This is a genomic window from Bacillus sp. VA15 (genome assembly GCF_055721145.1).
Genome location: NZ_JBVQPQ010000001.1, coordinates 725,437 through 749,987 on the forward strand (window position 1 = coordinate 725,437; position 24,551 = coordinate 749,987).

Annotated in this window: 26 protein-coding genes; 25 read left to right on the plus strand and 1 reads right to left on the minus strand. The window is 44.5% G+C overall.

Features of this window, described 5'->3' with window-relative positions; genetic code table 11:
• Nucleotides 1-2: 2 nt before the first annotated feature.
• The 14 genes from AC0DBE_RS03955 to ypjB all read left to right on the plus strand — a co-directional run bounded on the left by AC0DBE_RS03955 (nucleotide 3) and on the right by ypjB (nucleotide 12,606).
• Nucleotides 3-650, plus strand: coding sequence for a phosphoribosylanthranilate isomerase (locus AC0DBE_RS03955; protein WP_072566482.1), 648 nt, complete (start codon nucleotides 3-5; stop codon nucleotides 648-650).
• Entirely contained in the window at nucleotides 631-1,833 is a 1,203-nt protein-coding gene (gene trpB / locus AC0DBE_RS03960) for a tryptophan synthase subunit beta (RefSeq protein ID WP_072182220.1), read from the plus strand. Before AC0DBE_RS03955 ends, trpB begins: the two co-directional genes overlap by 20 nt.
• A complete protein-coding gene (trpA, locus tag AC0DBE_RS03965) occupies nucleotides 1,826-2,629 on the plus strand; it encodes a tryptophan synthase subunit alpha (RefSeq protein ID WP_014114202.1) in 804 nt (267 codons plus the stop codon). Before trpB ends, trpA begins: the two co-directional genes overlap by 8 nt.
• 11 nt (nucleotides 2,630-2,640) lie before the next feature.
• Complete coding sequence (gene hisC / locus AC0DBE_RS03970; RefSeq protein ID WP_014114201.1) at nucleotides 2,641-3,723, plus strand: histidinol-phosphate transaminase; 1,083 nt, start codon at nucleotides 2,641-2,643, stop codon at nucleotides 3,721-3,723.
• 48 nt (nucleotides 3,724-3,771) lie between these two features.
• A complete protein-coding gene (locus tag AC0DBE_RS03975; protein WP_079287904.1) occupies nucleotides 3,772-4,887 on the plus strand; it encodes a prephenate dehydrogenase in 1,116 nt (371 codons plus the stop codon).
• An 11-nt stretch (nucleotides 4,888-4,898) separates the two neighbouring features.
• Nucleotides 4,899-6,185, plus strand: coding sequence for a 3-phosphoshikimate 1-carboxyvinyltransferase (gene aroA / locus AC0DBE_RS03980; RefSeq protein ID WP_472961147.1), 1,287 nt, complete (start codon nucleotides 4,899-4,901; stop codon nucleotides 6,183-6,185).
• A 346-nt stretch (nucleotides 6,186-6,531) separates the two neighbouring features.
• Nucleotides 6,532-7,803 (plus strand): tetratricopeptide repeat protein, encoded by a 1,272-nt coding sequence (locus AC0DBE_RS03985; RefSeq protein ID WP_014114198.1) that lies wholly within the window; start codon nucleotides 6,532-6,534, stop codon nucleotides 7,801-7,803.
• A gap of 71 nt (nucleotides 7,804-7,874) precedes the next feature.
• Entirely contained in the window at nucleotides 7,875-8,414 is a 540-nt protein-coding gene (locus AC0DBE_RS03990; protein ID WP_003225551.1) for a ReoY family proteolytic degradation factor, read from the plus strand.
• A gap of 54 nt (nucleotides 8,415-8,468) precedes the next feature.
• Nucleotides 8,469-8,915: a YpiF family protein gene (locus AC0DBE_RS03995; RefSeq protein ID WP_472961150.1), complete on the plus strand. Its 447-nt coding sequence runs from the start codon at nucleotides 8,469-8,471 to the stop codon at nucleotides 8,913-8,915.
• 142 nt (nucleotides 8,916-9,057) lie between these two features.
• Nucleotides 9,058-9,561 (plus strand): ubiquinol-cytochrome c reductase iron-sulfur subunit, encoded by a 504-nt coding sequence (locus AC0DBE_RS04000; protein ID WP_003225556.1) that lies wholly within the window; start codon nucleotides 9,058-9,060, stop codon nucleotides 9,559-9,561.
• A 1-nt stretch (nucleotide 9,562) separates the two neighbouring features.
• On the plus strand, nucleotides 9,563-10,237 hold the full coding sequence (gene qcrB / locus AC0DBE_RS04005) for a menaquinol-cytochrome c reductase cytochrome b subunit (protein ID WP_003225560.1): 675 nt from the start codon (nucleotides 9,563-9,565) through the stop codon (nucleotides 10,235-10,237).
• Nucleotides 10,238-10,271: 34 nt separating this feature from the next.
• The gene (locus AC0DBE_RS04010) at nucleotides 10,272-11,039 is read left to right on the plus strand and encodes a menaquinol-cytochrome c reductase cytochrome b/c subunit (RefSeq protein ID WP_014114196.1); all 768 of its coding nucleotides are present in this window, start codon (nucleotides 10,272-10,274) and stop codon (nucleotides 11,037-11,039) included.
• Between the two features lie 110 nt (nucleotides 11,040-11,149).
• The gene (lhaT, locus tag AC0DBE_RS04015; RefSeq protein WP_175304911.1) at nucleotides 11,150-11,743 is read left to right on the plus strand and encodes a lipoprotein heptaprenylglyceryl N-acetyltransferase LhaT; all 594 of its coding nucleotides are present in this window, start codon (nucleotides 11,150-11,152) and stop codon (nucleotides 11,741-11,743) included.
• A 68-nt stretch (nucleotides 11,744-11,811) separates the two neighbouring features.
• Complete coding sequence (gene ypjB, locus AC0DBE_RS04020; protein WP_003225565.1) at nucleotides 11,812-12,606, plus strand: sporulation protein YpjB; 795 nt, start codon at nucleotides 11,812-11,814, stop codon at nucleotides 12,604-12,606.
• 40 nt (nucleotides 12,607-12,646) lie between these two features.
• Here ypjB and AC0DBE_RS04025 read toward each other — a convergent pair whose 3' ends face one another.
• Complete coding sequence (locus tag AC0DBE_RS04025) at nucleotides 12,647-13,519, minus strand: YitT family protein (protein ID WP_003230635.1); 873 nt, start codon at nucleotides 13,517-13,519, stop codon at nucleotides 12,647-12,649.
• 139 nt (nucleotides 13,520-13,658) lie between these two features.
• On the opposite strand from AC0DBE_RS04025, the gene AC0DBE_RS04030 reads away from it, so the two are divergent.
• The 11 genes from AC0DBE_RS04030 to dinG all read left to right on the plus strand — a co-directional run bounded on the left by AC0DBE_RS04030 (nucleotide 13,659) and on the right by dinG (nucleotide 24,480).
• Nucleotides 13,659-13,994, plus strand: a complete 336-nt coding sequence (locus tag AC0DBE_RS04030; protein ID WP_003225569.1) for a nucleotide pyrophosphohydrolase — start codon at nucleotides 13,659-13,661, stop codon at nucleotides 13,992-13,994.
• Nucleotides 13,995-14,005: 11 nt separating this feature from the next.
• The gene (gene dapB, locus AC0DBE_RS04035) at nucleotides 14,006-14,809 is read left to right on the plus strand and encodes a 4-hydroxy-tetrahydrodipicolinate reductase (protein WP_014114194.1); all 804 of its coding nucleotides are present in this window, start codon (nucleotides 14,006-14,008) and stop codon (nucleotides 14,807-14,809) included.
• Nucleotides 14,810-14,824: 15 nt separating this feature from the next.
• Nucleotides 14,825-15,238 (plus strand): methylglyoxal synthase, encoded by a 414-nt coding sequence (gene mgsA / locus AC0DBE_RS04040; RefSeq protein ID WP_003225572.1) that lies wholly within the window; start codon nucleotides 14,825-14,827, stop codon nucleotides 15,236-15,238.
• Entirely contained in the window at nucleotides 15,231-15,944 is a 714-nt protein-coding gene (gene bshB1 / locus AC0DBE_RS04045) for a bacillithiol biosynthesis deacetylase BshB1 (RefSeq protein WP_472961156.1), read from the plus strand. Before mgsA ends, bshB1 begins: the two co-directional genes overlap by 8 nt.
• Nucleotides 15,941-17,074, plus strand: a complete 1,134-nt coding sequence (bshA, locus tag AC0DBE_RS04050) for an N-acetyl-alpha-D-glucosaminyl L-malate synthase BshA (RefSeq protein WP_014114192.1) — start codon at nucleotides 15,941-15,943, stop codon at nucleotides 17,072-17,074. The genes bshB1 and bshA overlap by 4 nt, the downstream gene beginning before the upstream one ends.
• Nucleotides 17,075-17,078: 4 nt before the next feature.
• On the plus strand, nucleotides 17,079-18,272 hold the full coding sequence (locus AC0DBE_RS04055) for a CCA tRNA nucleotidyltransferase (protein WP_072182229.1): 1,194 nt from the start codon (nucleotides 17,079-17,081) through the stop codon (nucleotides 18,270-18,272).
• Complete coding sequence (locus AC0DBE_RS04060) at nucleotides 18,257-19,234, plus strand: bifunctional biotin--[acetyl-CoA-carboxylase] synthetase/biotin operon repressor (protein ID WP_014114190.1); 978 nt, start codon at nucleotides 18,257-18,259, stop codon at nucleotides 19,232-19,234. The genes AC0DBE_RS04055 and AC0DBE_RS04060 overlap by 16 nt, the downstream gene beginning before the upstream one ends.
• Nucleotides 19,235-19,478: 244 nt before the next feature.
• On the plus strand, nucleotides 19,479-20,312 hold the full coding sequence (gene panB / locus AC0DBE_RS04065; RefSeq protein ID WP_472961159.1) for a 3-methyl-2-oxobutanoate hydroxymethyltransferase: 834 nt from the start codon (nucleotides 19,479-19,481) through the stop codon (nucleotides 20,310-20,312).
• Between the two features lies 1 nt (nucleotide 20,313).
• Nucleotides 20,314-21,174, plus strand: a complete 861-nt coding sequence (panC, locus tag AC0DBE_RS04070) for a pantoate--beta-alanine ligase (protein ID WP_072566473.1) — start codon at nucleotides 20,314-20,316, stop codon at nucleotides 21,172-21,174.
• A gap of 1 nt (nucleotide 21,175) precedes the next feature.
• The gene (panD, locus tag AC0DBE_RS04075) at nucleotides 21,176-21,559 is read left to right on the plus strand and encodes an aspartate 1-decarboxylase (RefSeq protein ID WP_423397066.1); all 384 of its coding nucleotides are present in this window, start codon (nucleotides 21,176-21,178) and stop codon (nucleotides 21,557-21,559) included.
• A 125-nt stretch (nucleotides 21,560-21,684) separates the two neighbouring features.
• A complete protein-coding gene (dinG, locus tag AC0DBE_RS04080) occupies nucleotides 21,685-24,480 on the plus strand; it encodes an ATP-dependent DNA helicase DinG (protein ID WP_472961161.1) in 2,796 nt (931 codons plus the stop codon).
• Nucleotides 24,481-24,551: the final 71 nt, after the last annotated feature.

Genomic DNA, 24,551 nt, shown 5'->3' on the forward strand with positions numbered 1-24,551 from the left:
ATGTGAAGAAGCCGGCATTAAAATATTGCGGCATACGGTCACTGCAGGATTTGCAGCTTGCAGCGGACTCGCAGGCTGATTATCTGGGCTTTATTTTTGCTGAAAGCAAACGAAAAGTATCTCCGCAAGATGTGAAGAAGTGGCTGAGTCAAGTTCGTGTCGAAAAACGGGTTGCAGGGGTTTTTGTTAATGAATCGATAGAGACGATGTCACGCATTGCCGACGACTTGAATCTCGATGTCATTCAGCTTCACGGTGATGAGGAACCGGCGGATGCCGATGCGCTTCGCATGCTGACAGATTGTGAAATATGGAAGGCGCTTCACCATCATAAGAACACAACTCAAGAAATTGCCCGCTTTAAAGATGATGTGGACGGCTTTGTGATTGATTCATCTGTCAAAGGGGCAAGAGGCGGCACTGGTGTTGCTTTTTCTTGGGACTGTGTGCCGGAATACAAGCAGGCAGCTATAGGCAAACGCTGTTTTATCGCAGGCGGCGTGAATCCGGACACTATCGCAGACTTATTGAAATATGAGCCGGCAGGAATTGACCTTGCCAGCGGAATCGAAAAAAACGGACAAAAAGATCAGAATCTGATGAGGCTTTTAGAAGAAAGGATGAACCAATATGTATCCATATCCGAATGAAATAGGCAGATACGGTGATTTCGGCGGAAAGTTTGTTCCGGAAACACTGATGCAGCCGTTAGAAGAAATTGAAACCGCATTTAAAGAGATCAAGGATGATCCTGTTTTTCGTAATGAATATTACAAGCTGTTAAATGACTATTCCGGAAGGCCGACTGCACTCACATTCGCTGATCGAGTCACTGAGTATTTAGGCGGTGCGAAAATTTATTTGAAACGAGAAGATTTGAACCATACAGGGTCTCATAAAATCAATAATGCGTTAGGTCAAGCGCTGCTCGCTAAGAAAATGGGAAAAACGAAAATCATTGCTGAAACCGGTGCCGGTCAGCACGGTGTGGCCGCTGCAACAGTCGCAGCCAAATTCGGCTTTTCCTGCACTGTGTTTATGGGCGAGGAGGACGTTGCCCGCCAGTCTCTGAACGTTTTCCGCATGAAGCTTCTTGGAGCGGAAGTTGTGCCTGTAACAAGCGGAAACGGCACATTGAAGGATGCCACAAATGAGGCGATTCGATACTGGGTTCAGCATTGCGAGGATCATTTTTACATGATTGGATCAGTTGTCGGACCGCACCCTTATCCGCAGGTGGTCCGAGAATTTCAGAAAATGATTGGAGAGGAAGCGAAGGATCAGCTGAAACACATTGAAGGCACTCTGCCTGATAAAGTAGTGGCGTGTGTAGGCGGAGGAAGCAATGCGATGGGCATGTTTCAGGCGTTTTTAGATGAAGATGTTGAACTGATCGGCGCTGAAGCAGCCGGAAAAGGAATTGATACTCCTCTTCATGCCGCTACTATGTCGAAAGGAACCGTAGGCGTTATTCACGGTTCATTGACTTATCTGATTCAAGATGAGTTCGGGCAAATTATTGAGCCTTACTCCATTTCAGCAGGACTCGACTATCCTGGAATCGGTCCGGAGCACGCTTATTTGCATAAGAGCGGCCGTGTCACTTATGACAGTATCACAGATGAAGAAGCGGTGGATGCATTAAAACTCTTGTCAGAAAAAGAGGGGATTTTGCCGGCGATCGAATCTGCCCATGCGTTAGCGAAAGCATTCAAACTCGCCAAAGAGATGGATCGCGATCAAACCATTCTCGTCTGTTTATCAGGACGGGGAGATAAGGATGTCAACACATTAATGAATGTATTGGAAGAAGAGGTGAAAGCGCATGTTTAAATTAGATCTTCAAGCATCAGAAAAATTGTTTATCCCGTTTATTACAGCGGGAGATCCATCGCCTGAGGTTTCGGTTAAACTGGCGAAGTCACTTCAAAAAGCAGGCGCCACAGCACTGGAGCTTGGTGTTGCATACTCAGACCCGCTTGCAGACGGTCCGGTGATCCAGCGTGCTTCAAAGCGGGCGCTTGATCATGGAATGAATATCGTAAAAGCAATCGAATTAGGCGGAGAAATGAAAAAAAACGGAGTGAATATTCCGATTATCCTCTTTACGTATTATAATCCTGTGTTACAATTGAACAAAGAATACTTTTTCGCTTTACTGCGGGAAAATCACATTGACGGTCTGCTTGTTCCGGATCTGCCATTAGAAGAAAGCGCCAGCCTTCAAGCGGAATGCAAAAGCCATGAGGTGACGTATATTTCTTTGGTTGCGCCGACAAGCGAAAGCCGTTTGAAAACTATTATTGAACAAGCCGAGGGATTCGTCTACTGTGTATCTTCTCTAGGTGTGACCGGTGTCCGCAATGAGTTCAATTCATCCGTGTATCCGTTCATCCGGACAGTGAAGGATCTTAGCACTGTGCCGGTTGCTGTAGGATTCGGTATATCAAACCGCGAACAGGTCATGAAGATGAATGAAATTTGTGACGGTGTCGTAGTGGGAAGTGCGCTCGTCAGAAAAATAGAAGAGCTAAAGGACCGGCTCATCAGCGCTGAAACGAGAGATCAAGCGCTGCAGGAGTTTGAAGATTACGCAACGGCGTTTGGCGGCTTGTACAGCTTAAAATGAGGTGACTGGATTTGCGTATCAAAGAACATTTAAAACAGCTGAAGCCTTATCAGCCTGGTAAGCCGATTGAAGCAGTGAAATCAGAATATGGCTTGGATAAAGTTGTGAAGCTTGCTTCAAACGAAAATCCGTACGGCTGTTCAGAAGCTGCAAAAGAGGCGCTTCAACATGAGATTCATCAGCTTGCGCTTTATCCGGACGGGTATAGCGCCGCTTTGCGGACAAGGCTCAGTGAGCACCTCAATGTCAGTGAAACATCACTTATTTTCGGAAACGGTTCAGATGAAATCATTCAGATCATCTGCCGGGCATTTTTAAACGATAAAACCAATACGATAACTGCTGCTCCGACTTTTCCGCAGTATAAACATAATGCGGTCATTGAAGGCGCTGAAGTTCGTGAAATCGCACTTCGTCCTGACGGCTCACATGATTTAGACGCCATGCTTGAAGCAATTGACGAACAGACACAAGTCGTTTGGATATGCAGTCCGAATAACCCGACTGGCACTTATACATCAGAAGGGGAATTACTCGCATTTCTGGAGCGCGTTCCTTCTCGTGTCCTCGTTGTTCTTGACGAAGCATATTATGAATATGTAACAGCTGAGGATTACCCGGAAACTGTGCCGTTATTAAACAAGTATTCCAATCTGATCATATTACGGACATTTTCAAAGGCTTACGGTCTGGCTGCGCTCAGAGTCGGATATGGAATTGCTGACGAGGACCTGATTCGCCAGATTGAGCCGGCAAGAGAGCCATTTAACACGAGCCGTCTAGGCCAGGCTGCGGCGATCGCAGCACTTGATGACCAAGCGTTTATTGCTTCCTGTGTCGAGCAAAATAAAGCAGGCCTTCAGCAATATTATGATTTTGCGAAGATTCATGGTTTAAAGTGCTACCCTTCACAGACCAATTTTGTGTTAATTGACTTTAACCGTCCTTCTGATGAACTGTTTCAGGCTCTGCTGGAAAAAGGCTATATTGTCCGGTCAGGAAATGCATTAGGTTTCCCGACATCACTCCGGATTACGATCGGAACAAAAGAGCAAAATGAAGAAATTCTTGCAATTTTAGCTGAAATTTTATAAGAGGTGATCAAATATCACCTCTTTAGTCTATAAACCAGGTGATGACGTATGAATCGAATGAAAGATACAATATTGCTCGCCGGTCTCGGATTGATAGGCGGTTCGATTGCGTTAGCGATCAAAAAAGAGCATCCGGGCAAACGGATTATCGGAATCGACATCTCTGATGAACAGGTAGTAGCCGCATTAAAATTAGGTGTGATAGACGAGCGTGCTGATTCGTTTATTAGCGGTGCAAAAAAGGCAGCTACAGTAATCATTGCGACACCTGTCGCGCAAACCCTGCTTATGCTTAATGAACTGGCTCATTCAGGAATTGAACATCAGCTTTTGATTACCGATGTAGGAAGCACAAAGCAAAAAGTGGTTCGATACGCTGAGCAAGTGCTGCCTGGCCGCTACCAATTTGTCGGGGGGCATCCGATGGCGGGTTCACATAAATCAGGAGTGGCCGCTGCGAAGGAATTCCTGTTTGAAAATGCATTTTATATTTTAACGCCAGGCCAGAAAACGGACAGACAAGCGGTAGAACAGTTGAAAAACCTGCTGAAGGGGACGAATGCCCATTTTGTGGAAATGTCGCCAGAAGAGCATGATGGCGTTACAAGTGTGATCAGCCATTTTCCGCATATTGTCGCAGCAAGCCTAGTTCATCAAACCCATCATTCGGAAGAGCTTTATCCGCTTGTTAAGCGTTTTGCTGCCGGCGGGTTTAGGGATATTACAAGGATTGCATCGAGCAGCCCCGCAATGTGGCGGGATATTCTATTACATAATAAAGATAAAATCTTGGACCGTTTTGAAGAGTGGATTCGTGAAATTGAGACGATCCGGACATATGTAGAACAAGAAGATGCGGAAAATCTATTTCGTTATTTTAAAGCGGCCAAGGATTATCGCGACGGACTGCCGCTTCGGCAGAAGGGCGCGATACCTGCATTTTACGATTTATACGTGGATGTTCCCGATCATCCGGGTGTGATTTCCGAGATAACGGCTATCTTAGCTGCGGAGCGCATCAGTATCACGAATATCCGCATTATTGAAACACGAGAAGATATTAACGGGATTTTAAGGATCAGTTTTCAGTCTGATGATGACCGCAAACGGGCAGAACAATGCATTGAAGCCCGGGCGGAATATGAAACTTTTTATGCTGATTGAGGTGGAAAATAATGAAAAGAGAAAAGGTGCAGGCCTTAAACGGAGAAATACATATTCCTGGTGATAAATCCATTTCTCACCGTTCCGTCATGTTTGGCGCGCTAGCGAAAGGCACAACAACTGTTAAAAACTTTCTGCCGGGAGCGGATTGTTTGAGCACCATCGATTGCTTTAGAAAAATGGGTGTTCGAATTGAGCAAAACGGCAGCGATGTAGTGATTCACGGAAATGGAATCGATTCCCTGAGTGAGCCAGAAAGCCTTTTAGATGTCGGAAATTCAGGTACAACGATTCGCCTCATGCTCGGCATCTTGGCGGGTCGTCCCTTTTACAGCGCGGTAGCCGGAGATGAGAGCATTGCGAAGCGTCCAATGAAACGTGTAACTGAGCCTTTGAAGCAAATGGGGGCTAAAATCGACGGCAGAGCCGGCGGAGAATTTACACCGCTGTCAGTGAGCGGCGCTTCATTAAAAGGCATTGATTATGTATCACCTGTTGCAAGCGCACAAATTAAATCTGCTGTTTTGCTGGCCGGATTACAGGCTGAGGGCACAACAACCGTCACAGAGCCTCATAAATCTCGGGACCACACTGAGCGGATGCTTTCTGCTTTTGGCGTGAAACTCTCTGAAGATCAAACGAGTGTTTCCATTACAGGAGGGCAGAAATTTACAGCTGCAGATATTTTTGTTCCTGGAGACATTTCTTCAGCGGCGTTTTTCCTTGCTGCGGGTGCAATGGTTCCAAACAGCAAGATTATATTAAAAAACGTAGGTTTAAATCCGACTCGGACAGGTGTCATTGACGTCCTTCAAAACATGGGGGCAAAACTTGAAATCAAACCGTCTGCTGACAGCAGTGCGGAGCCTTATGGAGATTTGGTTATAGAAACGTCATCTCTAAAAGCGGTTGAAATCGGAGGAGATATCATTCCGCGTTTAATTGATGAAATCCCTATCATCGCGCTTCTTGCGACTCAGGCGGAAGGAACAACCGTTATTAAGGACGCGGCAGAGCTTAAAGTAAAAGAAACAAACCGCATTGACACTGTGGTTTCTGAGCTTCGTAAGCTAGGTGCTGAGATTGAACCGACAGCAGATGGAATGAAGGTTTATGGCAAGCAAACACTGAAAGGCGGCGCAACAGTGTCCAGCCATGGAGATCATCGAATCGGAATGATGCTTGGTATCGCTTCCTGTATAACTGAGGAGCCAATTGAAATTGAGCAGACAGATGCCATTCACGTTTCTTATCCAACCTTTTTCGAGCATTTAAATAAGCTTTCAAACAAATCCTGAAGTTTTTCTTTCAGGATTTTTTGTGCAGATTGCCTGTGAGAATCATAATCCGAGACCAAAAAACATAGCTTGTCTTATAGAAAAGAAAAAACGAAAAGGGGGGATGCGCTTTACTTACAAGCCGGCAGGTCAGAGAGCTGCTTTACTGTACAGAGGGCGATCTTCCTTTTTTCATTTTCTATCTCAAGAACTTTTGGTAAACTAATAAGACTCAATAATTCCCTGCCGTACAGCAAGCATCTTATTTGCCGGGGGCTTTCGTCTGAATTATGATAAGATTAACCCGAACAAATAAAGCTTTTTTGTATGGTTGATGTTCTATAGGAAAAGAAAGGACCGGTCCGATTTGAATACATTGATTCAAGAAGCCATAAAATTAGTTGAAGCAGGTGAAACAGAAAAAGGCCTCAACACTCTCTCGAAAGCTGAAAACCAGCTCCATGATGAAGACAAAGCCATTGCCGCCCAGCTTTATTACGAGTGGGGCAATGTAGAAAAAGCGATTTCACTGATCAGTGATTTACATGATTTATATCCAAATGAAACAGAACTGACGAATTTTTACGCTGAACTTTTAATAGATATTGACGAAGAAGAAAAAGCCCTCGCTGTGCTGGAAACCATTCCGGAAACAGATCCATCATATCCGGAAAGTTTGCTGCTTATGGCGGATCTTTATCAGATGCAAGGGTTATTCGAAGTCAGTGAACAAAAGCTTTTACAGGCAAAGTCCATTCTGGACAATGAACCCATTATTGATTTTGCACTGGGTGAACTTTACTTTACTCAAGGAGCCTATGCAAAAGCGGTTCAATATTTTAAAACAACGGCTGAGGAGCAGAGTGAGATCGGAGGCGTTAATGTCCATCAAAGACTGGCCGAATCGTTAAGTGCCTCAGGTGAATTTGAGGATGCCATTCCGTGGTACGAGAAAGCTGTTGATGAGAATCCTGATCCTAATACGATTTTCGGCTATGGGTTTACAGCCTTACAGGCGGGGCTTGTTAAAACAGCTATTAAGCAGCTGTCTGATTTAAAAGAGCTTGATCCATCTTATTCTTCACTTTATATGCCGCTTTCGAAAAGCTATGAAGCTGAAGGGATGTATGAAGAGGCATTAAAAACGGCAAAAGAGGGTATCAGATATGATGAATATAACAAAGAGCTTTTCCTCTATGCCGCAAAAATGGCTTTAAAAATCGGGAAGTCAGAAGATGGGAAAAAGCTGCTTCAGGAGGCGCTTGCACTTGATCCGGGCTTCGTCGAGGCACTTCATACACTTCTTGCCGTGTATCATAAAGAAGAGGATTATGAACAGATCATTGATCTTATTCAAGAGGTGCGCGGTTATGGGGAAGAAGACCCGAAATACAATTGGTATCTTGCGAGCGCATATACCGAATTAGAGCAATACGAGAAAGCAAAACAATCCTTTGAGGCTGCCTTTCTTCACTACCGGGAGGACAGAGATTTCTTATACGAATACGCAAGCTTCCTATTAGAAGAAGGCCTGCAAAAAGAAGCGCTGCCGCTTTTGAAAAAGGTTCTTGAAATTGACGGGGCCAATGAAGAGCTGGAAGAAACGATTTTGCGAATCGAGGATGAATTTTCAAGATAAGCAGGAATGTTCACCATTCATGTGGAACATATAAGTATATAGATTATACGAACGATAGAGGAGGGAATTACATGCAGACCCCTGTTTCTGTCAATGAGAAAAAAGATTTTATCCGATGGTTTTTAAACCATTATCAGTTAAAGCGCCGAGAGTGCGTTTGGATCTTGAACTACTTAATGAGCCATGATTCTCTCATGGAGAAGGTTCATTTTGTAGAGCAGGCAGAATTTTGCCCGAGAGGCATTATAATGTCAACACATTGTGTTGAAGAAGTTCCGTTTCGGTTCTATAAAGAGAATGTCATGACAACCGACGCGGAAAAATCTTTTCATGATATTAGATTAAATAAACAGCAGGATTTGTTTATCCAGCTTAATTTCCGTTCAGCGTACAGCTCACCTGAGTATGCTGCAGTACTGGAATCCAACCCTCATATTCCGAAGGATCTGTTTGAGAACAAAAAAGATCAGGGGTTGGCTGAACAAATTTTGGAGCACGCTATTTCCACATTCCAAAGAGAAAAATTATTAAAAGACATTGACGATGCGCTAGATCGTCATGATAAAGAAGCATTTGAACAACTATCGCGCCAATTGAATCAGCTCACATAATTTGACCAGCCTTGCAGTGTATTGCAAGGCTTGTTGTCGTAAAGGGGGAGAACGATGAGGTGGAGAATGACTGATGCCAAGGACTATTTACAAGCTGAGGATTACATTGATACCGCTGTCATTCCATTAATTAACATAAAGGTAGGCGGCCATTTCAAAATGGCGGCGGAGAAAGGAGAATTCACGCAGCTTCTGTCAGAAGAACTGGAAAGGCAGTTAAAGGGACGGGTATATTTACTGCCTCCATATACATATGTTGATAGAAATGAAATAACCGTTCAAGGACTTAAGGATTTGCGGGAAGAGCTTATATCAGAATTTCCGCATGTTGTGCTGCTCACGTCTGACGAAAATTGGAAAAGTGAGGATGCGTTAGGCAAAATCATTGTGACACCGTCTGTTCCGTTAGAGCATTTAAATGACTCCTTAAAAAGAAAAATATTGGATGAACGCACTGCTGAAATTTTGAACGTTTTGTTACAGTTGTGGAGCATCCAATAAAAACACTTACATTTCCTTATAAACAATATTTTGGCTATATTGACCTTGCTGAGAGATTCATATATTATGAGGGTGTCTAGAGTTATTGCAATATTTTCTATTTTAGTCAGTTTGCAGGGGTGACCTAGAGGGGGGAGAAGTTATGGGCGGAAAACATGATATATCCAGACGTCAATTTTTGAATTATACGCTCACAGGCGTAGGGGGTTTTATGGCGGCTAGTATGCTCATGCCTATGGTTCGCTTTGCACTCGACCCGGTATTAAAATCGACAGGGAAGCAGGACATGGTTCAGGTTGTCAGCGTAGATGAGCTGACAAAAGAGCCGCAGCGCTTTGATTTCAAAATTAACCAAGTCGATGCCTGGTATGAGTCAGAAGAGTCAAGATCAGCCTGGGTCTTCAAAAGCGGGGATGAGATTGTAGCGCTTTCGCCAATTTGTAAGCATTTAGGGTGTACGGTGAACTGGAATAGTGATCCTAAAAATCCGAATAAATTCTTTTGTCCATGCCATTACGGACTCTATGAAAAGGACGGCACCAATGTCCCGGGCACGCCGCCGCTTTCGCCTCTTGATCATTATGAGCAAGAAGTAAAAGACGGCTTCCTGTATCTTGGAAAAGCAAAGCCTAAGGGGGAAGGGTGACATGCTGAACAAAATTTATGACTGGGTAGATGAGCGGCTTGATATTACACCGATGTGGAGGGATATTGCCGATCACGAAGTACCGGAACATGTGAATCCCGCCCATCATTTCTCTGCGTTTGTGTATTGCTTTGGGGGACTGACGTTTTTTGTAACCGTTATCCAAGTGTTATCTGGAATGTTTTTAACGATGTACTATGTGCCTGATATCAAAAATGCCTGGGAATCGGTATATTATTTGCAAAATGAAGTGGCATTCGGCCAAATTGTCAGGGGAATGCACCACTGGGGTGCGAGCCTGGTCATTGTGATGATGTTTTTACATACGCTGAGGGTCTTTTTCCAAGGGGCGTATAAAAAGCCGCGCGAGCTGAACTGGATTGTCGGTGTACTGATCTTTTTTGTCATGCTCGGGCTGGGCTTTACAGGCTACTTGCTTCCTTGGGACATGAAGGCTCTGTTTGCAACAAAAGTCGGGCTGCAGATCGCTGAAGCCACGCCTTTGATCGGGACGCAAGTCAAAACACTCCTTGCGGGGCACCCGGATATTGTAGGCGCCCAAACGCTGACTAGGTTTTTTGCGATCCATGTATTCTTTCTTCCTGCCGCATTGTTCGGGCTGATGGCTGCACATTTTATTATGATCCGGAAGCAGGGGATTTCAGGACCGCTTTAAACTCTTGATCTGCGAATAAAAGGGAGGGGATGACATGCACCGGGGCAAAGGGATGAAATTTGTAGGCGACTCAAGGATACCGGCTGAAAAAAAGCCGAATATACCGAAGGATTATTCGGAGTATCCTGGTAAAACAGAGGCTTTCTGGCCGAATTTCTTGTTGAAGGAATGGATGGTTGGCGCTGTCTTTCTGATCGGTTTTCTTGTTTTGACGATTGTGCATCAGCCGCCTTTGGAGCGGATGGCGGACCCGACTGATACAGGTTATATTCCGCTGCCGGATTGGTATTTTCTTTTCTTATACCAGCTGTTGAAGTATGAATACGCCGCCGGAAGCTTTACAGTGGTCGGCGCCATGATTATGCCGGGACTCGCTTTTGGCGCCCTGCTTTTGGCGCCATTTCTTGACAGAGGAACAGAGAGAAGGCCGTGGAAGCGTCCTGTTGCTGTCGGTATGATGCTTTTAGCGATTTCCGCTGCTGTGTTTTTGACGTGGCAGTCAGTTGCTACTCACGACTGGGCCAAGGCAGAAGAACAGGGGAAAATCACAAAAGAAGCCGACATTGACACCAATGCAGAAGGATATAAGATTTTTAAAGAGCAGGGCTGTATTTCTTGCCATGGGGATAACCTTCAAGGAGGGGCAGCCGGGCCTTCGTTGGTTGACACCGGGCTGAAGCCGGATGAAATCAAAAAAATAGCTGTTGAAGGGAAAGGCAAAATGCCGGCGGGCGTATTCAAAGGGAATGATAAGCAGCTCGAAGAACTTGCGAAATTTATTTCTGAAACAACCGCAAAATAACGTGTTGTGAATTGTGAAATGGAAGGATATACTTTTATTATCAAAAGCTGACCCGGCGTCAGCTTTTTTATATGGACATATTATTTTTACAGACTGAGAGTTGATTTAATGTGAAATGGTTTCAATATGTATTAGGACAGCGGCCGATGCTTATTCTTGTCTTAGCCATCAATTTTCTGGGAACGGTTTACGGATACTATTGGTACTTGCCGCAGCTTCTGGAGACACCGGCCCGTTTCCTGATTTTTGTTCCGGACAGTCCGACAGCAACGTTTTTCTTTCTGTTTGTGCTGCTCGCCTTTATCATGAAACGGAACGCTCCGCTCTTTGAGGCGCTTGCGCTAGTCACTCTCGTAAAGTATGGCCTTTGGGCGGTCGCTATGAATTTTCTTGTGCTGGCTGTAGAAGGTGACTTGCCGTGGGAGGGCTATATGCTGATTGCCTCGCATTTTGCCATGGCAGTCCAAGGCGTGTTGTACAGTCCGTATTTTCGTTTTTCTTTTTGGCATCTTGCAATTGCTGCAGTCTGGACGCTCCACAACGATGTCATTGATTACTTGTTTGACATGATGCCGCAATATTCTATGCTTTCTGATTATATGACTGATATAGGGTACGGAACATTTTGGCTGAGCATTTTTTCAATTGGGCTTGCTTACTTTCTCGTGGTCTCGAAAAAGCAAACAAAGCTTGAGCTGATGTAAAGACAATGTTGGTCTATCCTTGTCCCTTTCTTCATATTCTGTAAGGAGAGAGAGTGGGAGGGACCTGCATGAAACGAAAGCTGACGATCTGTTTGTTGATTGCTCTTATTTTTTATAATGGAAATGCCAAGGCTGCAGAGCGGGGAAGTCTCGAAGAGTTAAACGATTTATCCGATACGGTCTTTCAAATGACCCGCCAGTCAAAATATGAAGAGGCGCTGCAAGTCCTTGCTTATTTTGAAAAAACATTAAAATCCGCTGAGAAAAAAAAGCAAGACACCATGCTAACTGGAGCCCAAATCCGTCAAATCACACTGGGCTATAACGATATGGTACGGAGTTTAAAGCAGGCTGATACATCAGATACACAAAAACTCAGAGCAGCCGCGCAGTTCAGAATGCTGATGGACGCAGTTGACAATCGATCTGATCCGCTTTGGGGCTCACTGGAGAGACCGATTATGGAAGCCTTTGCTGAACTGAAGCAGGATGTCCAAAAGAATGAAAGTACGAGCTTTCATGAAAAATGGAATGAATTTATCAGTCTATATGATTTGATTTACCCCAGTCTTACAATCGATGTATCAGAGGATCAGCTTGAAACAGTCGGGAAACATATAGACGTCATTGAGCAAGAGGAATTTCAGCAAATGACTGAGAGCACGAAGCTTGAACGGCTTTCTCTTCTTCAGCATGATCTAAAAAATGTATTTGACAGGGTGGAGGAGGATGATGCCGATCCGTCTTTACTCTGGGTGATCATCACAACCGGCAGTATTATCATTACAGCTCTGACCTATGTCGGCTACAGAAAGTACAAAGCGGAGAAAAACAAGCTGAAAAAACGGGACTACCCTAAATAAGTATGTGGGGCGGCTGCTGCCGCCTTTTTTCTATCAAATGTCAGCGCGGAAGCGGATTTTTATTTTCGTCAAGCGTAAATCCTTCTCCGAGCACATCGTGGACATCGCTTACCGCCACAAAGGCATGAGGATCAATGGAGTTAATCACACTTTTCAGCATCACCAATTCGTTCTTCGGCACAACACAATAAAGGACATCTATATCCTCTTTTGTATAGGAACCCTGTCCTTTCAAAATGGTGACGCCTCGTTCCATTTCTTCAAGAATCTTTTTCTGAATCAGATCGTTTTTCGAAGAAATAATTGTAGCGCCTTTAGCAGCGTATCCGCCTTCCTGAATAAAATCAATTAATCTTGCCGCTACAAATACAGCCACCAGAGTATACATCGCTTCTTTGTAGGAGAGATAAGTAAGCAAAGACAAAATGATAACGCAGGCATCGAAAGCAAACATCGTTCTGCCCATCGGAATCCCAAAATACTTATTGACCAAACGGGCGATGATATCAACTCCGCCTGTCGTACCGCCGAACTTAAAAATAATTCCTAATCCGGCTCCGATAAACACGCCGGCAAATAAAGCAGCGAGCGCTAAGTCATGCTGAAGAGGCATATGTATTTCATATCGCTGAAAAATGCTGAGGAACAAAGACAAGGCTACAGTGCCGACAAGGGTGTAAACAAACATTGTCCTGCCAAGCAAACGCCAGCCGATAAAAAAGATCGGAATATTCAAAACCAGGTTCGAGATAGAGGGGCTGATGTGGAAAAGGGCATAAAGCAAAAGTGTAATACCTGTAAAACCGCCCTCAGCCAGATTGTTCTGCATATTGAAGTGAACCAAGCCAAATGAAAAAATTGCCGCTCCGATTAAAATAAAAAATATGTTTTTTAATCTAATTTCTCCAAGCATCACACAAAACCCCTTTTCCTTCCAATAGATAGCGTTTATATTATAGTGGATGAAAAAGAAAACAGCAAACGTGCTTAAACATTTGTCAAACGTATCTGAATTAGCTAACATGTAAGAGGATGATAGGAGGTTTCGTTTAGTGAGTGATAAAACAATGAAAGACATACAGGCTGAAGTAGACCGTTACATCGGCCAATTTAAAGAAGGATATTTCAGCCCGCTTGCCATGATGGCGAGGCTGACCGAAGAACTTGGCGAGCTTGCCAGAGAAGTGAATCACCGCTATGGAGAAAAACCAAAAAAAGCGTCTGAAGATGATAAAAGCATGGAAGAGGAAATGGGCGATGTGCTGTTTGTATTGGTTTGTTTAGCCAACTCTCTTGATATCTCTTTAGAGGAAGCCCACGACCGAGTCATGCATAAATTTAATACTAGAGATAAAGATCGCTGGACCAGAAAAGAAGAAGGAAAGTAGAGGAGATCAAGATGTCAAACGAAACAATTAAAGTAGTCATTGCAGGACCGCGTGGAAGAATGGGGCAGGAAGCTGTTAAATTGACAGAACGAACACCTCATTTTGACCTTGTCGGGGCCATAGACCATACATACGACCAGCAAAAATTATCTGATGTGATGTCTGTTGAGTCAGACGCTCTCATTTACACAGATATCTGTGCATGCTTTACGGAAACACAGCCGGATGTCTTAATTGATTTAACAACGCCTGAAATCGGGAAAGTACATACAAAAATTGCATTAGAACACGGAGTTCGTCCGGTTGTCGGAACAACCGGTTTCTCAGAAGCTGATTTAAAAGAGCTTACGTCTTTAACAGAAGAGAAGGGAATCGGAGCCATCATCGCTCCAAATTTTGCACTTGGTGCGGTGCTGATGATGAAATTTTCGAAAATGGCTGCCAACTACTTTGAGGATGTTGAGATTATTGAGCTTCACCATGATCAGAAGCTTGACGCGCCAAGCGGAACGGCGCTGAAAACAGCGGAAATGATTTCAGAAGTTCGTAAAGAAAAGCAGCAAGGACACCCGGATGAAAAAGAAATTCTTCCAGGAGCTAGAGGAGCGGAGCAAAACGGTATCCGCTTGCACAGTGTCCGTCTTCCGGGATTGATCGCACATCAGGAAGTCATGTTCGGTATGGATGGCCAAACGCTTCAGATCCGCCACGATTCCTATAACCGCGCTTCTTTCATGTCAGGTGTTAAACTGTCAGTCGAACAAGTCATGAAGATCGATCAGCTTGTGTACGGATTAGAAAATATCATTGATTAGACAGGGGGATAAATGATGAAAATTGCTTTGATCGCGCATGACAAGAAAAAACAGGATATGGTTCAATTCACGACTGCCTATCGGGATATTTTGAGACATCATGATCTATACGCGACCGGAACAACAGGGTTGAAAATTCAAGAGGCGACAGGTCTTCAAATTGAACGTTTTCAATCCGGCCCTTTAGGGGGAGACCAGCAAATCGGTGCACTGATCGCGGCCAATGCACTTGATCTTGTCATCTTTTTGCGCGACCCGCTGACCGCGCAGCCGCATGAACCGGATGTCTCGGCATTAATCCGGTTATGTGATGTGTATTCCATTCCGCTCGCTACAAATATGGGTACTGCGGAGATTCTTGTCCGCACACTTGATGAAGGTGTTTTCGAATTCCGCGATCTTCTTCGGGGAGAAGAGCCGAATGTATAATGCTGACGTTCTTGCGTTTGGCGCCCACAGTGATGATGTCGAGATCGGAATGGGCGGCACAATCGCAAAGTTTGTCAAACAGGGAAAAAAAGTAATGATATGCGATTTGACTGAAGCGGAACTCTCTTCAAACGGAACGGTCAGTTTACGTAAAGAAGAAGCAGCTGAAGCAGCCCGTGTATTAGGTGCAGAAAAAAGAATTCAGCTGACACTTCCAGACCGCGGTCTGATAATGAGTGATCAGGCAATTCGGGCGATTGTCAGTGTCATCAGAACCTGCCGGCCCAGAGCAGTTTTCATGCCGTATAAAAAGGATCGCCATCCGGATCACGGCAATGCGGCTGCACTGGTGGAAGAAGCAATCTTTTCCGCAGGAATCCACAAATATAAAGACGAAAAAAGCCTTCCCGCGCATAAAGTAAACAAGGTTTACTATTATATGATAAATGGTTTTCATCAGCCTGATTTTGTCATTGATATCTCGGATACAATAGAGGCCAAAAAACAAAGCCTCAATGCCTACAAAAGCCAGTTTATACCGTCAAAGGATTCAGTTTCAACTCCTCTGACGAATGGCTATATCGAGATCGTTGAAGCGAGAGAAAAGCTTTACGGTAAAGAAGCGGGTGTGGAGTATGCCGAAGGTTTCTTTTCAAAACGGATGCTGATGCTCGATCATGATGATGTGCTTGGGGGAGAACAATGAAAAAACTAAAAATAGGTATCACATGCTATCCGAGCGTCGGAGGCTCAGGTATCATTGCGACAGAACTGGGGAAGCAGCTTGCTGAAAAGGGACATGAAATCCATTTTATCACGTCAAGCATTCCGTTTAGACTAAATACATATCACCCCAATATTCATTTTCATGAAGTTGAGGTTAATCAATATGCTGTTTTTAAGTATCCTCCGTATGATTTGACACTAGCAAGCAAAATCGCTGAGGTGGCAGAACGGGAGAATTTAGACATTATCCATGCTCACTACGCTCTCCCGCATGCGGTTTGCGCCTATCTTGCAAAGCAGATGCTGAAACGCAATATCGGCATTGTGACAACTTTGCATGGCACGGATATCACTGTGTTAGGCTATGACCCCTCTTTAAAAGATCTTATCCGTTTTGCCATTGAGGCATCAGACAGGGTGACAGCTGTCTCCTCAGCGCTTGCAGCTGAAACGTACGATTTAATTAAACCGGAGAAAAAAATCGAAACGATTTATAACTTTATAGACGAGCGCGTGTATCTGAAGAAAAACACTGCGGCAATTAAAGAGAAACATGGTATTTTACCAGACGAAAAAGTTGTCATCCATGTGTCCAACTTCAGAAAGGTTAAACGTGTGCAGGACGTCATCCGTGTGTTCCGGAATATCGCCGGCAAAACGAAAGCGAAGCTGCTGTTAGTCGGAGACGGTCCGGAGAAATCGACAGCCTGTGAGCTTGTCAGAAAATATGGATTGGAAAACCAAGTTTTAATGCTTGGAAATCAAGATCGTGTTGAGGAGCTTTATTCCATTAGCGATTTAAAGCTGCTGCTGTCTGAAAAAGAAAGCTTCGGCCTTGTCCTGCTTGAGGCGATGGCTTGCGGGGTGCCTTGTATCGGAACAAACATTGGCGGTATTCCGGAGGTTATTAAGAACAATGTGAGCGGATTTTTGGTGGATGTCGGCGACGTTGCAGCCGCAACAGACCGCGCGATGAGTATTTTAGAAGATGAACAGCTAAGCAAGCGTTTTACAGAGGCTGCAATGGAAATGCTCAAAAATGAGTTTTCTTCACAAAAAATTGTCAGCCAGTATGAACAGATTTATGCCGATTTAGCAGAACCGGAGTGATAACATGGAACAAGTTTTTATCAAAGCACTTCCCGTGCTCCGCACCTTAATCGAAGCGGGCCACCAGGCTTATTTTGTCGGAGGTGCAGTTCGTGACAGCTATATGAAACGAACGATCGGAGATGTCGATATCGCGACTGATGCTGCACCAGATCAAGTAGAAAGGTTGTTTCAGCGGACGGTTGATGTAGGCAAAGAGCACGGGACGATTATTGTGCTCTGGGAAGATGAAACCTATGAAGTCACTACATTCCGGACTGAATCAGAGTATGAAGATTATAGAAGACCGTCAGACGTGCAATTTATCACATCATTAGAAGAGGATTTAAAACGCAGAGATTTGACGATTAATGCGATGGCCATGACAGCGGATGGGAAGGTGCTTGATTATTTCGGCGGCAAGAAAGATATTGATCAGAAACTGATTCGAACCGTCGGAAAGCCTGAGGACAGATTTCAAGAGGATGCACTTCGTATGTTGAGAGCTGTACGCTTTATGAGCCAGCTTGGCTTTACGCTTTCACTAGAAACAAAAGAAGCCATCACGAAAGAAAAATCACTCCTATCCCATGTTTCAGTTGAACGAAAAACAATAGAGTTTGAAAAAATGCTGCAGGGAAGAGCGTCCCGCCAGGCGCTTCAAACGCTCATTCAAACGGGGCTGTATGAGGAACTGCCTGGTTTTTATCATAAACGAGAGAACCTGCTTGCGGCGAGTGAGTTTCCTTTTTACTCTTTAACATCCCGTGAAGAGCTTTGGGCTGCGCTTTTAATTGATCTTGAAATAGATTTGAAAGATGCGCCGCTTTTTCTGAAAGCATGGAAGCTCCCGGGAAAAGTGATGAAGGAAGCGATTCACATAGCCCATACGTTTGGCCAGAGCCTTGACGCTATGTCAATGTACAATGCCGGGGAAAAATCACTTCTATCAGCGGCCAAAATATCGCAGCTTCGGCAAAACGAAAAACTGGATGACGAAAAACTAAAGGACATTCAAAACACTTATCAAAGCCTGCCGATCAAAAGTCTTAGGGATCTTGATTTCACGGGTAAGGATTTGCTTGCGCTTCGTAACCGGCCTGCCGGGAAATGGGTGTCGGAAGAATTACAGCGGATCGAGCAGGCTGTTGTGACAGGAAAGCTCTCCAATCAAAAGAAACACATAGAGGAGTGGCTGAAGACATGCGGTCAACATTAAGAAAAGACCTTATTGAATTATTTTCTCAGGCTGGAAATGAATTTATTTCCGGCCAAAAAATAAGTGATGCGCTCGGCTGTTCCAGAACTGCTGTGTGGAAGCATATTGAAGAGCTTCGGAAAGAGGGCTATGAAGTAGAAGCCGTTAGAAGAAAAGGATATCGGCTTATCAAAAAGCCCGGGAAAATCAGTGAAAGTGAAATTCGCTTCGGATTGAAAACGGAAGTGATGGGCCAGCATCTTATTTATCAAGACGTTATTTCAAGCACGCAAAAAACGGCGCATGAGCTTGCGAATAATAACGCACCGGAAGGCACTCTTGTGGTGGCTGACAAACAAACAGCCGGCAGGGGGCGAATGTCTAGGGTATGGCATTCCCAAGAGGGAAACGGCATTTGGATGAGCCTGATTTTGCGGCCTGACATTCCGCTCCAAAAAACACCGCAGCTCACATTACTTGCTGCAGTAGCTGTTGTGCAGGGAATAGAAGAGGCAACAGGCATCCAAACGGATATTAAATGGCCTAATGATATTTTGATTAACGGAAAAAAAACAGTCGGCATCTTAACAGAAATGCAGGCCGAGGAAGACCGTGTACGTTCAGTTATCATCGGGATCGGCATTAACGTTAACCAGCAGTCTGATGATTTTCCAGATGAACTGAAGGACATCGCGACAAGCCTCAGCCAAGCTGCCGGAGAAAAAATTGACCGGGCCGGCATCATCCAGCATATTTTACTTTGCTTTGAAAAACGGTACCGGGATTATATGACACACGGCTTTACGCCGATTAAGCTTTTATGGGAAAGCTATGCGCTGGGAATCGGCACTAATATGAGAGCCAGAACGTTAAACGGAACCTTTTATGGGAAGGCGTTAGGTATAGATGATGAAGGCGTTCTTCTTTTAGAAACGCAGGAAGGCATTAAAAAAATCTATTCTGCCGATATTGAATTGGGTTAATGTGTTGGTACAAGCACGTTTATTTTGGTATACTTCCATTGGGCAGTATCGCCTGCGAACTGCACCTATTATAAAAATAGATAGACATTGCAGCAGTCTGCCTTGATCCAAAAAAGGACTGGGACAGAGGGATGAAACTCGCCGAACTTTAGAAAGTGCAGAATCCTTCTCGTTAAACGGAAGGTTTTTTGGCTTGTATAAGAAAACGGCAGCTCATCTCCTCTAAACATGAGGAGGAGAAAACATGAAAACAAAACTCGATTTTCTAAAAATGAAGGAGAATGAAGAACCGATTGTGATGCTGACCGCTTATGATTATCCGGCAGCTAAGCTTGCTGAACAAGCGGGAGTTGACATGATTTTAGTCGGTGATTCACTCGGAATGGTCGTCCTCGGCCTTGATTCAACTGTCGGTGTGACAGTTGCGGACATGATCCATCATACAAAAGCTGTTAAAAGAGGCGCGCCGAATACTTTTATTGTGACAGACATGCCGTTTATGTCTTATCACCTGTCCAAGGAGGATACGCTGAAAAATGCAGCGGCTATCGTTCAGGAAAGCGGAGCTGACGCACTGAAGCTTGAGGGCGGAGAAGGCGTGTTTGAATCCATTCGCGCATTGACGCTTGGGGGCATTCCGGTAGTCAGTCACTTAGGCCTGACACCGCAGTCAGTCGGTGTATTAGGTGGGTATAAAGTACAGGGCAAAGACGAACAAAGCGCCAAAAAATTAATAGAAGACAGTATAAAATGCGAAGAAGCAGGAGCTATGATGCTTGTGCTGGAATGTGTGCCTGCAGAACTTACAGCCAAAATTGCCGAGATGCTAAGCATTCCGGTCATCGGAATCGGGGCTGGTGTGAAAGCAGACGGGCAAGTTCTCGTTTATCATGATATTATCGGCCACGGTGTTGAGAGAATACCTAAATTTGTAAAGCAATATACGCGAATTGACGAAACAATCGAAACAGCAATCAGCGGATATGTCCAGGATGTAAGACATCGTGCTTTCCCTGAACAAAAGCATTCCTTTCAAATGAATCAGACAGTGCTGGACGGCTTGTACGGAGGAAAATAAGATGAGACAGATTACAGATATTTCACAGCTAAAAGAAGCCATAAGACAATATCAGTCAGAGGGGAAGTCAATCGGATTTGTTCCGACGATGGGATTTCTGCATGAGGGGCATTTAACCTTGGCAGACAAAGCAAGACAAGAAAATGACGCCGTCGTTATGAGTATTTTTGTGAATCCTGCGCAATTTGGTCCTAATGAAGATTTTGAGGCATATCCGCGAGATATTGAGCGGGATGCGGCTCTTGCAGAAAACGCCGGAGTCGATATTCTTTTTACGCCTGATGCTCATGATATGTATCCCGGTGAAAAGAATGTCACGATTCATGTCGAAAGACGCACAGGCGTTTTATGCGGACGCTCAAGAGAAGGACATTTTGACGGTGTTGCAATTGTACTGACGAAGCTGTTCAATCTTGTGCAGCCGACCCGCGCCTATTTCGGTTTAAAGGATGCACAGCAGGTAGCAGTTGTTGATGGCTTAATCAGCGATTTCTTCATGGATATTGAATTGGTTGCTGTCGATACGGTCAGAGAGGAAGACGGCTTAGCCAAAAGTTCCCGTAATGTATATTTAACAGCTGAGGAAAGAAAAGAAGCGCCTAAGCTGTATCGGGCCCTTCAAACAAGTGCGGAGCTGATCAGAGCCGGCGAAAGAGACCCTGAAGCGGTAATAAAAGCTGCGAAAGAAATCATTGATACGACAAGCGGCACCATTGACTATGTGGAGCTTTATTCCTATCCGGAACTCGAGCCTGTGAACAAAATTGAAGGAAAGATCATTCTGGCTGTAGCAGTTGCTTTTTCAAAAGCGCGTTTAATAGATAATATCATTATTGATATTCGAGAAATGGAGAGAATATAATATGTATCGCACGATGATGAGCGGCAAGCTTCACAGGGCAACCGTTACGGAAGCAAATCTGAATTATGTGGGGAGCATTACAATTGATGAAGATCTCATTGATGCGGTGGGAATGCTTCCTAATGAAAAAGTGCAAATTGTGAATAATAATAATGGAGCACGTCTGGAAACGTATATTATTCCTGGTAAACGCGGAAGCGGCGTCATCTGCTTAAACGGTGCAGCCGCACGCCTTGTGCAGGAGGGAGATAAGGTCATCATTATTTCCTACAAAATGATGTCTGATCAAGAAGCGGCAAGCTACGAGCCGAAAGTGGCTGTTTTGAACGATCAAAACAAAATTGAACAAATGCTGGGGAACGAACCAGCTCGTACAATTTTGTAGAAGAAAAGCCCCCTTTATCGGGGGTTTTCTTTTAAGATTTTGGGAGTAAAACGGTTTTGCCGCTCCATTTCCGTACAAAACGTGTTACACTTTTGTCGTATGCAAGAATTGAGGTGTCCATTTTAATGAATAAGCAACGGTTCGTTGTTATAGATGTAGAAACAACAGGGAATTCGCCGAAGAAAGGCGATAAAATCATACAAATCGCAGCGGTTGTAATCGAAAATGGACAAATTACTGAGCGGTTTTCAAAATATATTAATCCAAATAAATCCATTCCTGCTTTTATTGAGCAGCTTACTGGAATCTCTAATCAAATGGTAGAGCATGAACAGCCGTTTGAGGCTGTCGCTGAAGAAGTGTTCCATTTGCTTGACGGCGCTTATTTTGTCGCCCACAATATCCATTTTGACCTTGGGTTTGTCAAGTATGAGTTACATAAGGCGGGCTTTCATCTCCCAGATTGTGAAGTGCTGGATACTGTCGAGCTCTCCCGTATTGTTTTTCCGGGATTTGAGGGATATAAGCTGACCGAATTAAGCGAGGAGCTTCAACTGCGGCATGATCAGCCGCATCGGGCTGACAGCGACGCTGAAGTGACAGGGCTTATTTTTTTGGAAATCCTTGAAAAGCTGCGGCAGCTTCCTTATCCGACATTAAAGCAGTTAAGAAGGCTTTCGCAGCATTTTATCAGTGATCTGACGCATTTGTTGGATATGTTCATTTATGAAAACAGACATACCGAAATACCGGGTTATGCGCGCTTTTCCTCTTTTTCTGTCAGAGAACCCCAATCAATCGATGAACGTGTTAATGAAGAGGGGAACTTCTCATTTGAGATCGAAAATTGGGAAGCGGGAAATGAAAAAGCGCTGTCAGAGTTAATGCCTGGGTATGAAAAAAGAGAAGGCCAAATGATGATGATGAAAGAGGTAGCAGAAGCGTTTGCCAATCGTGAGCATGCGCTGATTGAAGCTCCTCCGGGAATCGGAAAAACGATTGGCTATCTTATTCCGGCTGCGCTTTTTGCCAAGAAATCAAAAAAGCCGGTCATTATCAGTACGTATTCAACGCTTTTGCAGCAGCAGATTCTGACAAAGGATTTGCCGGTTGTCCAAGATCTGTTTCCATTTCCGGTAACAGCGGCGATTTTAAAAGGGCAATCGCATTATTTATGCCTTTATAAATTCGAGCAGGTGCTTCATGAAGACGATGATAATTATGATGCCGTACTGACAAAGGCACAGCTCCTCGTTTGGCTGACAGAGACTAACACAGGAGATGTAGCTGAACTGAATTTGCCTTCAGGAGGAAAATTGCTGTGGGACAGATTGGCTTATGACGATGAATCCTATAAAAGAAGTCTCAATGAGAATGTGACCGGCTTTTATGAGCGGGCCAAACAGATTGCTATGCGTTCCGATTTGGTGATCACCAACCATTCTCTTTTGCTGACCGATGAAGGCAGCCAGAAAAAAAGGCTCCCTGAAAGCGGCACATTTATTATCGATGAAGCACATCATTTTGAACGTGCGGCAAGCGAACATTTAGGAAAAAGAGCCACGTACATAGAATTGCATACTAAATTGAGCAGAATCGGCACTTTGAAGGAGCAGGGACTTCTAAAAAAGATGAGACAGCTATTCCAGCGAAACAGCCTGCCGGTTGATTCCTTCTTCGAATTGGAAGAGTGGATTCAGCACATTCAAGCAGAAAGTGATGCTTTCTTCAGCTCAGTGCATTCTTTTGTTAAACGAAGAAAACCTAAAGAAGACTTAAACCGTCTAGTTTTTAAGGTGAACAAAGAAAGCCAAGATAAAAGCTGGTCGATTTTAACGGATGGAGCGGAGAGGCTTTGTTCTATGCTGACACATTTGCAGCAGCTGTTTGAGGCACAGTCGGCCCTGATGGAAAAACATCTGACGAGTATGAAGAGCAAAACCGTCTTTTTAGCGGATGAATATCAAAGAAGCATGAAAGGCTTGCAGCAGTACTGTCAGACGTTGCAGAAACTGTTCTTTGAGTCTCAAGACGATGAAGCCGTTTGGATTGAAATAGACGCAAAGGGAGCGAAAAATGCGGTGGCCATTTACGCACAGCCGCTTGAACCTGGTGAACTTCTGGCTGATCAGTTTTTCGCGCGCAAAAACAGTGTGGTGCTTACATCTGCAACCCTTACAGTCGAAGATTCTTTTCAATTTATGATTGAACGACTGGGGCTGGGTGACTTTTTCCCGCGGACAATGAGAATTGAGTCGCCTTTTTCTTACGATGAGCGCATGCGGGTGTTGATTCCAAAAGAAATGAAATCAATCCAAGATACGGGGCAAGCTGAATTTATACAGGATACTGCCCGTTATATTGAACTGATGGCAAAGGAAAAACAGCCTAAAATCCTTGTGCTGTTAACATCCCATGATATGCTGAAAAAGGTTCATCAGGAACTTAAGCACGTGATGAGCGCTTCCGGCATTCAGCTCTTAGCGCAAGGAATTACAGGCGGAAGTCCTGGAAAACTGATGAAGACTTTTAAAACCTCTAATCAGGCGATCCTGCTTGGTACGAATCACTTTTGGGAAGGCGTTGATTTCCCTGGTGATGAGCTGACAACGGTAATGATCGTGAGGCTTCCATTCCGGTCCCCTGATCATCCGCTTCATGCTGCAAAATGTGAGCTTGCCCGCAAAAAAGGGCGGAACCCGTTTCAAACAGTATCACTTCCGGAAGCTGTGCTGACCTTCAGACAAGGAATCGGCCGCTTGCTGCGGACAGCCGGAGACAAAGGGACGATTGTCATATTGGACCGACGGATTAAAACGGCTGGTTACGGCCGGCTGTTTCTTGATGCCTTGCCGACAACCTCCGTATCTGAAATGACTGACAGCGAGCTTGAGGCTTACGTTGCCGGGGAAAATGAATAAAAGCCGCATAAAGCGGCTTTCCGGTGTGGGAGTAGGATGGTGTTTTATTTAAAAGCGGTTTTGCCGCTCTG

Excerpts from the sequence above, each read along its gene's own strand:
- trpB (WP_072182220.1), top strand. The coding sequence starts at position 631 with ATGTATCCATATCCGAATGAAATAGGCAGATACGGTGATTTCGGCGGA.
- trpA (WP_014114202.1), top strand. The coding sequence starts at position 1,826 with ATGTTTAAATTAGATCTTCAAGCATCAGAAAAATTGTTTATCCCGTTT.
- AC0DBE_RS03975 (WP_079287904.1), top strand. The coding sequence starts at position 3,772 with ATGAATCGAATGAAAGATACAATATTGCTCGCCGGTCTCGGATTGATA.
- aroA (WP_472961147.1), top strand. The coding sequence starts at position 4,899 with ATGAAAAGAGAAAAGGTGCAGGCCTTAAACGGAGAAATACATATTCCT.
- AC0DBE_RS03990 (WP_003225551.1), top strand. The coding sequence starts at position 7,875 with ATGCAGACCCCTGTTTCTGTCAATGAGAAAAAAGATTTTATCCGATGG.
- AC0DBE_RS03995 (WP_472961150.1), top strand. The coding sequence starts at position 8,469 with ATGAGGTGGAGAATGACTGATGCCAAGGACTATTTACAAGCTGAGGAT.
- AC0DBE_RS04000 (WP_003225556.1), top strand. The coding sequence starts at position 9,058 with ATGGGCGGAAAACATGATATATCCAGACGTCAATTTTTGAATTATACG.
- qcrB (WP_003225560.1), top strand. The coding sequence starts at position 9,563 with ATGCTGAACAAAATTTATGACTGGGTAGATGAGCGGCTTGATATTACA.
- AC0DBE_RS04010 (WP_014114196.1), top strand. The coding sequence starts at position 10,272 with ATGCACCGGGGCAAAGGGATGAAATTTGTAGGCGACTCAAGGATACCG.
- ypjB (WP_003225565.1), top strand. The coding sequence starts at position 11,812 with ATGAAACGAAAGCTGACGATCTGTTTGTTGATTGCTCTTATTTTTTAT.
- AC0DBE_RS04025 (WP_003230635.1), bottom strand. The coding sequence starts at position 13,519 with ATGCTTGGAGAAATTAGATTAAAAAACATATTTTTTATTTTAATCGGA.
- dapB (WP_014114194.1), top strand. The coding sequence starts at position 14,006 with ATGTCAAACGAAACAATTAAAGTAGTCATTGCAGGACCGCGTGGAAGA.
- mgsA (WP_003225572.1), top strand. The coding sequence starts at position 14,825 with ATGAAAATTGCTTTGATCGCGCATGACAAGAAAAAACAGGATATGGTT.
- bshB1 (WP_472961156.1), top strand. The coding sequence starts at position 15,231 with ATGTATAATGCTGACGTTCTTGCGTTTGGCGCCCACAGTGATGATGTC.
- bshA (WP_014114192.1), top strand. The coding sequence starts at position 15,941 with ATGAAAAAACTAAAAATAGGTATCACATGCTATCCGAGCGTCGGAGGC.
- AC0DBE_RS04055 (WP_072182229.1), top strand. The coding sequence starts at position 17,079 with ATGGAACAAGTTTTTATCAAAGCACTTCCCGTGCTCCGCACCTTAATC.
- AC0DBE_RS04060 (WP_014114190.1), top strand. The coding sequence starts at position 18,257 with ATGCGGTCAACATTAAGAAAAGACCTTATTGAATTATTTTCTCAGGCT.
- panB (WP_472961159.1), top strand. The coding sequence starts at position 19,479 with ATGAAAACAAAACTCGATTTTCTAAAAATGAAGGAGAATGAAGAACCG.
- panC (WP_072566473.1), top strand. The coding sequence starts at position 20,314 with ATGAGACAGATTACAGATATTTCACAGCTAAAAGAAGCCATAAGACAA.
- panD (WP_423397066.1), top strand. The coding sequence starts at position 21,176 with ATGTATCGCACGATGATGAGCGGCAAGCTTCACAGGGCAACCGTTACG.
- dinG (WP_472961161.1), top strand. The coding sequence starts at position 21,685 with ATGAATAAGCAACGGTTCGTTGTTATAGATGTAGAAACAACAGGGAAT.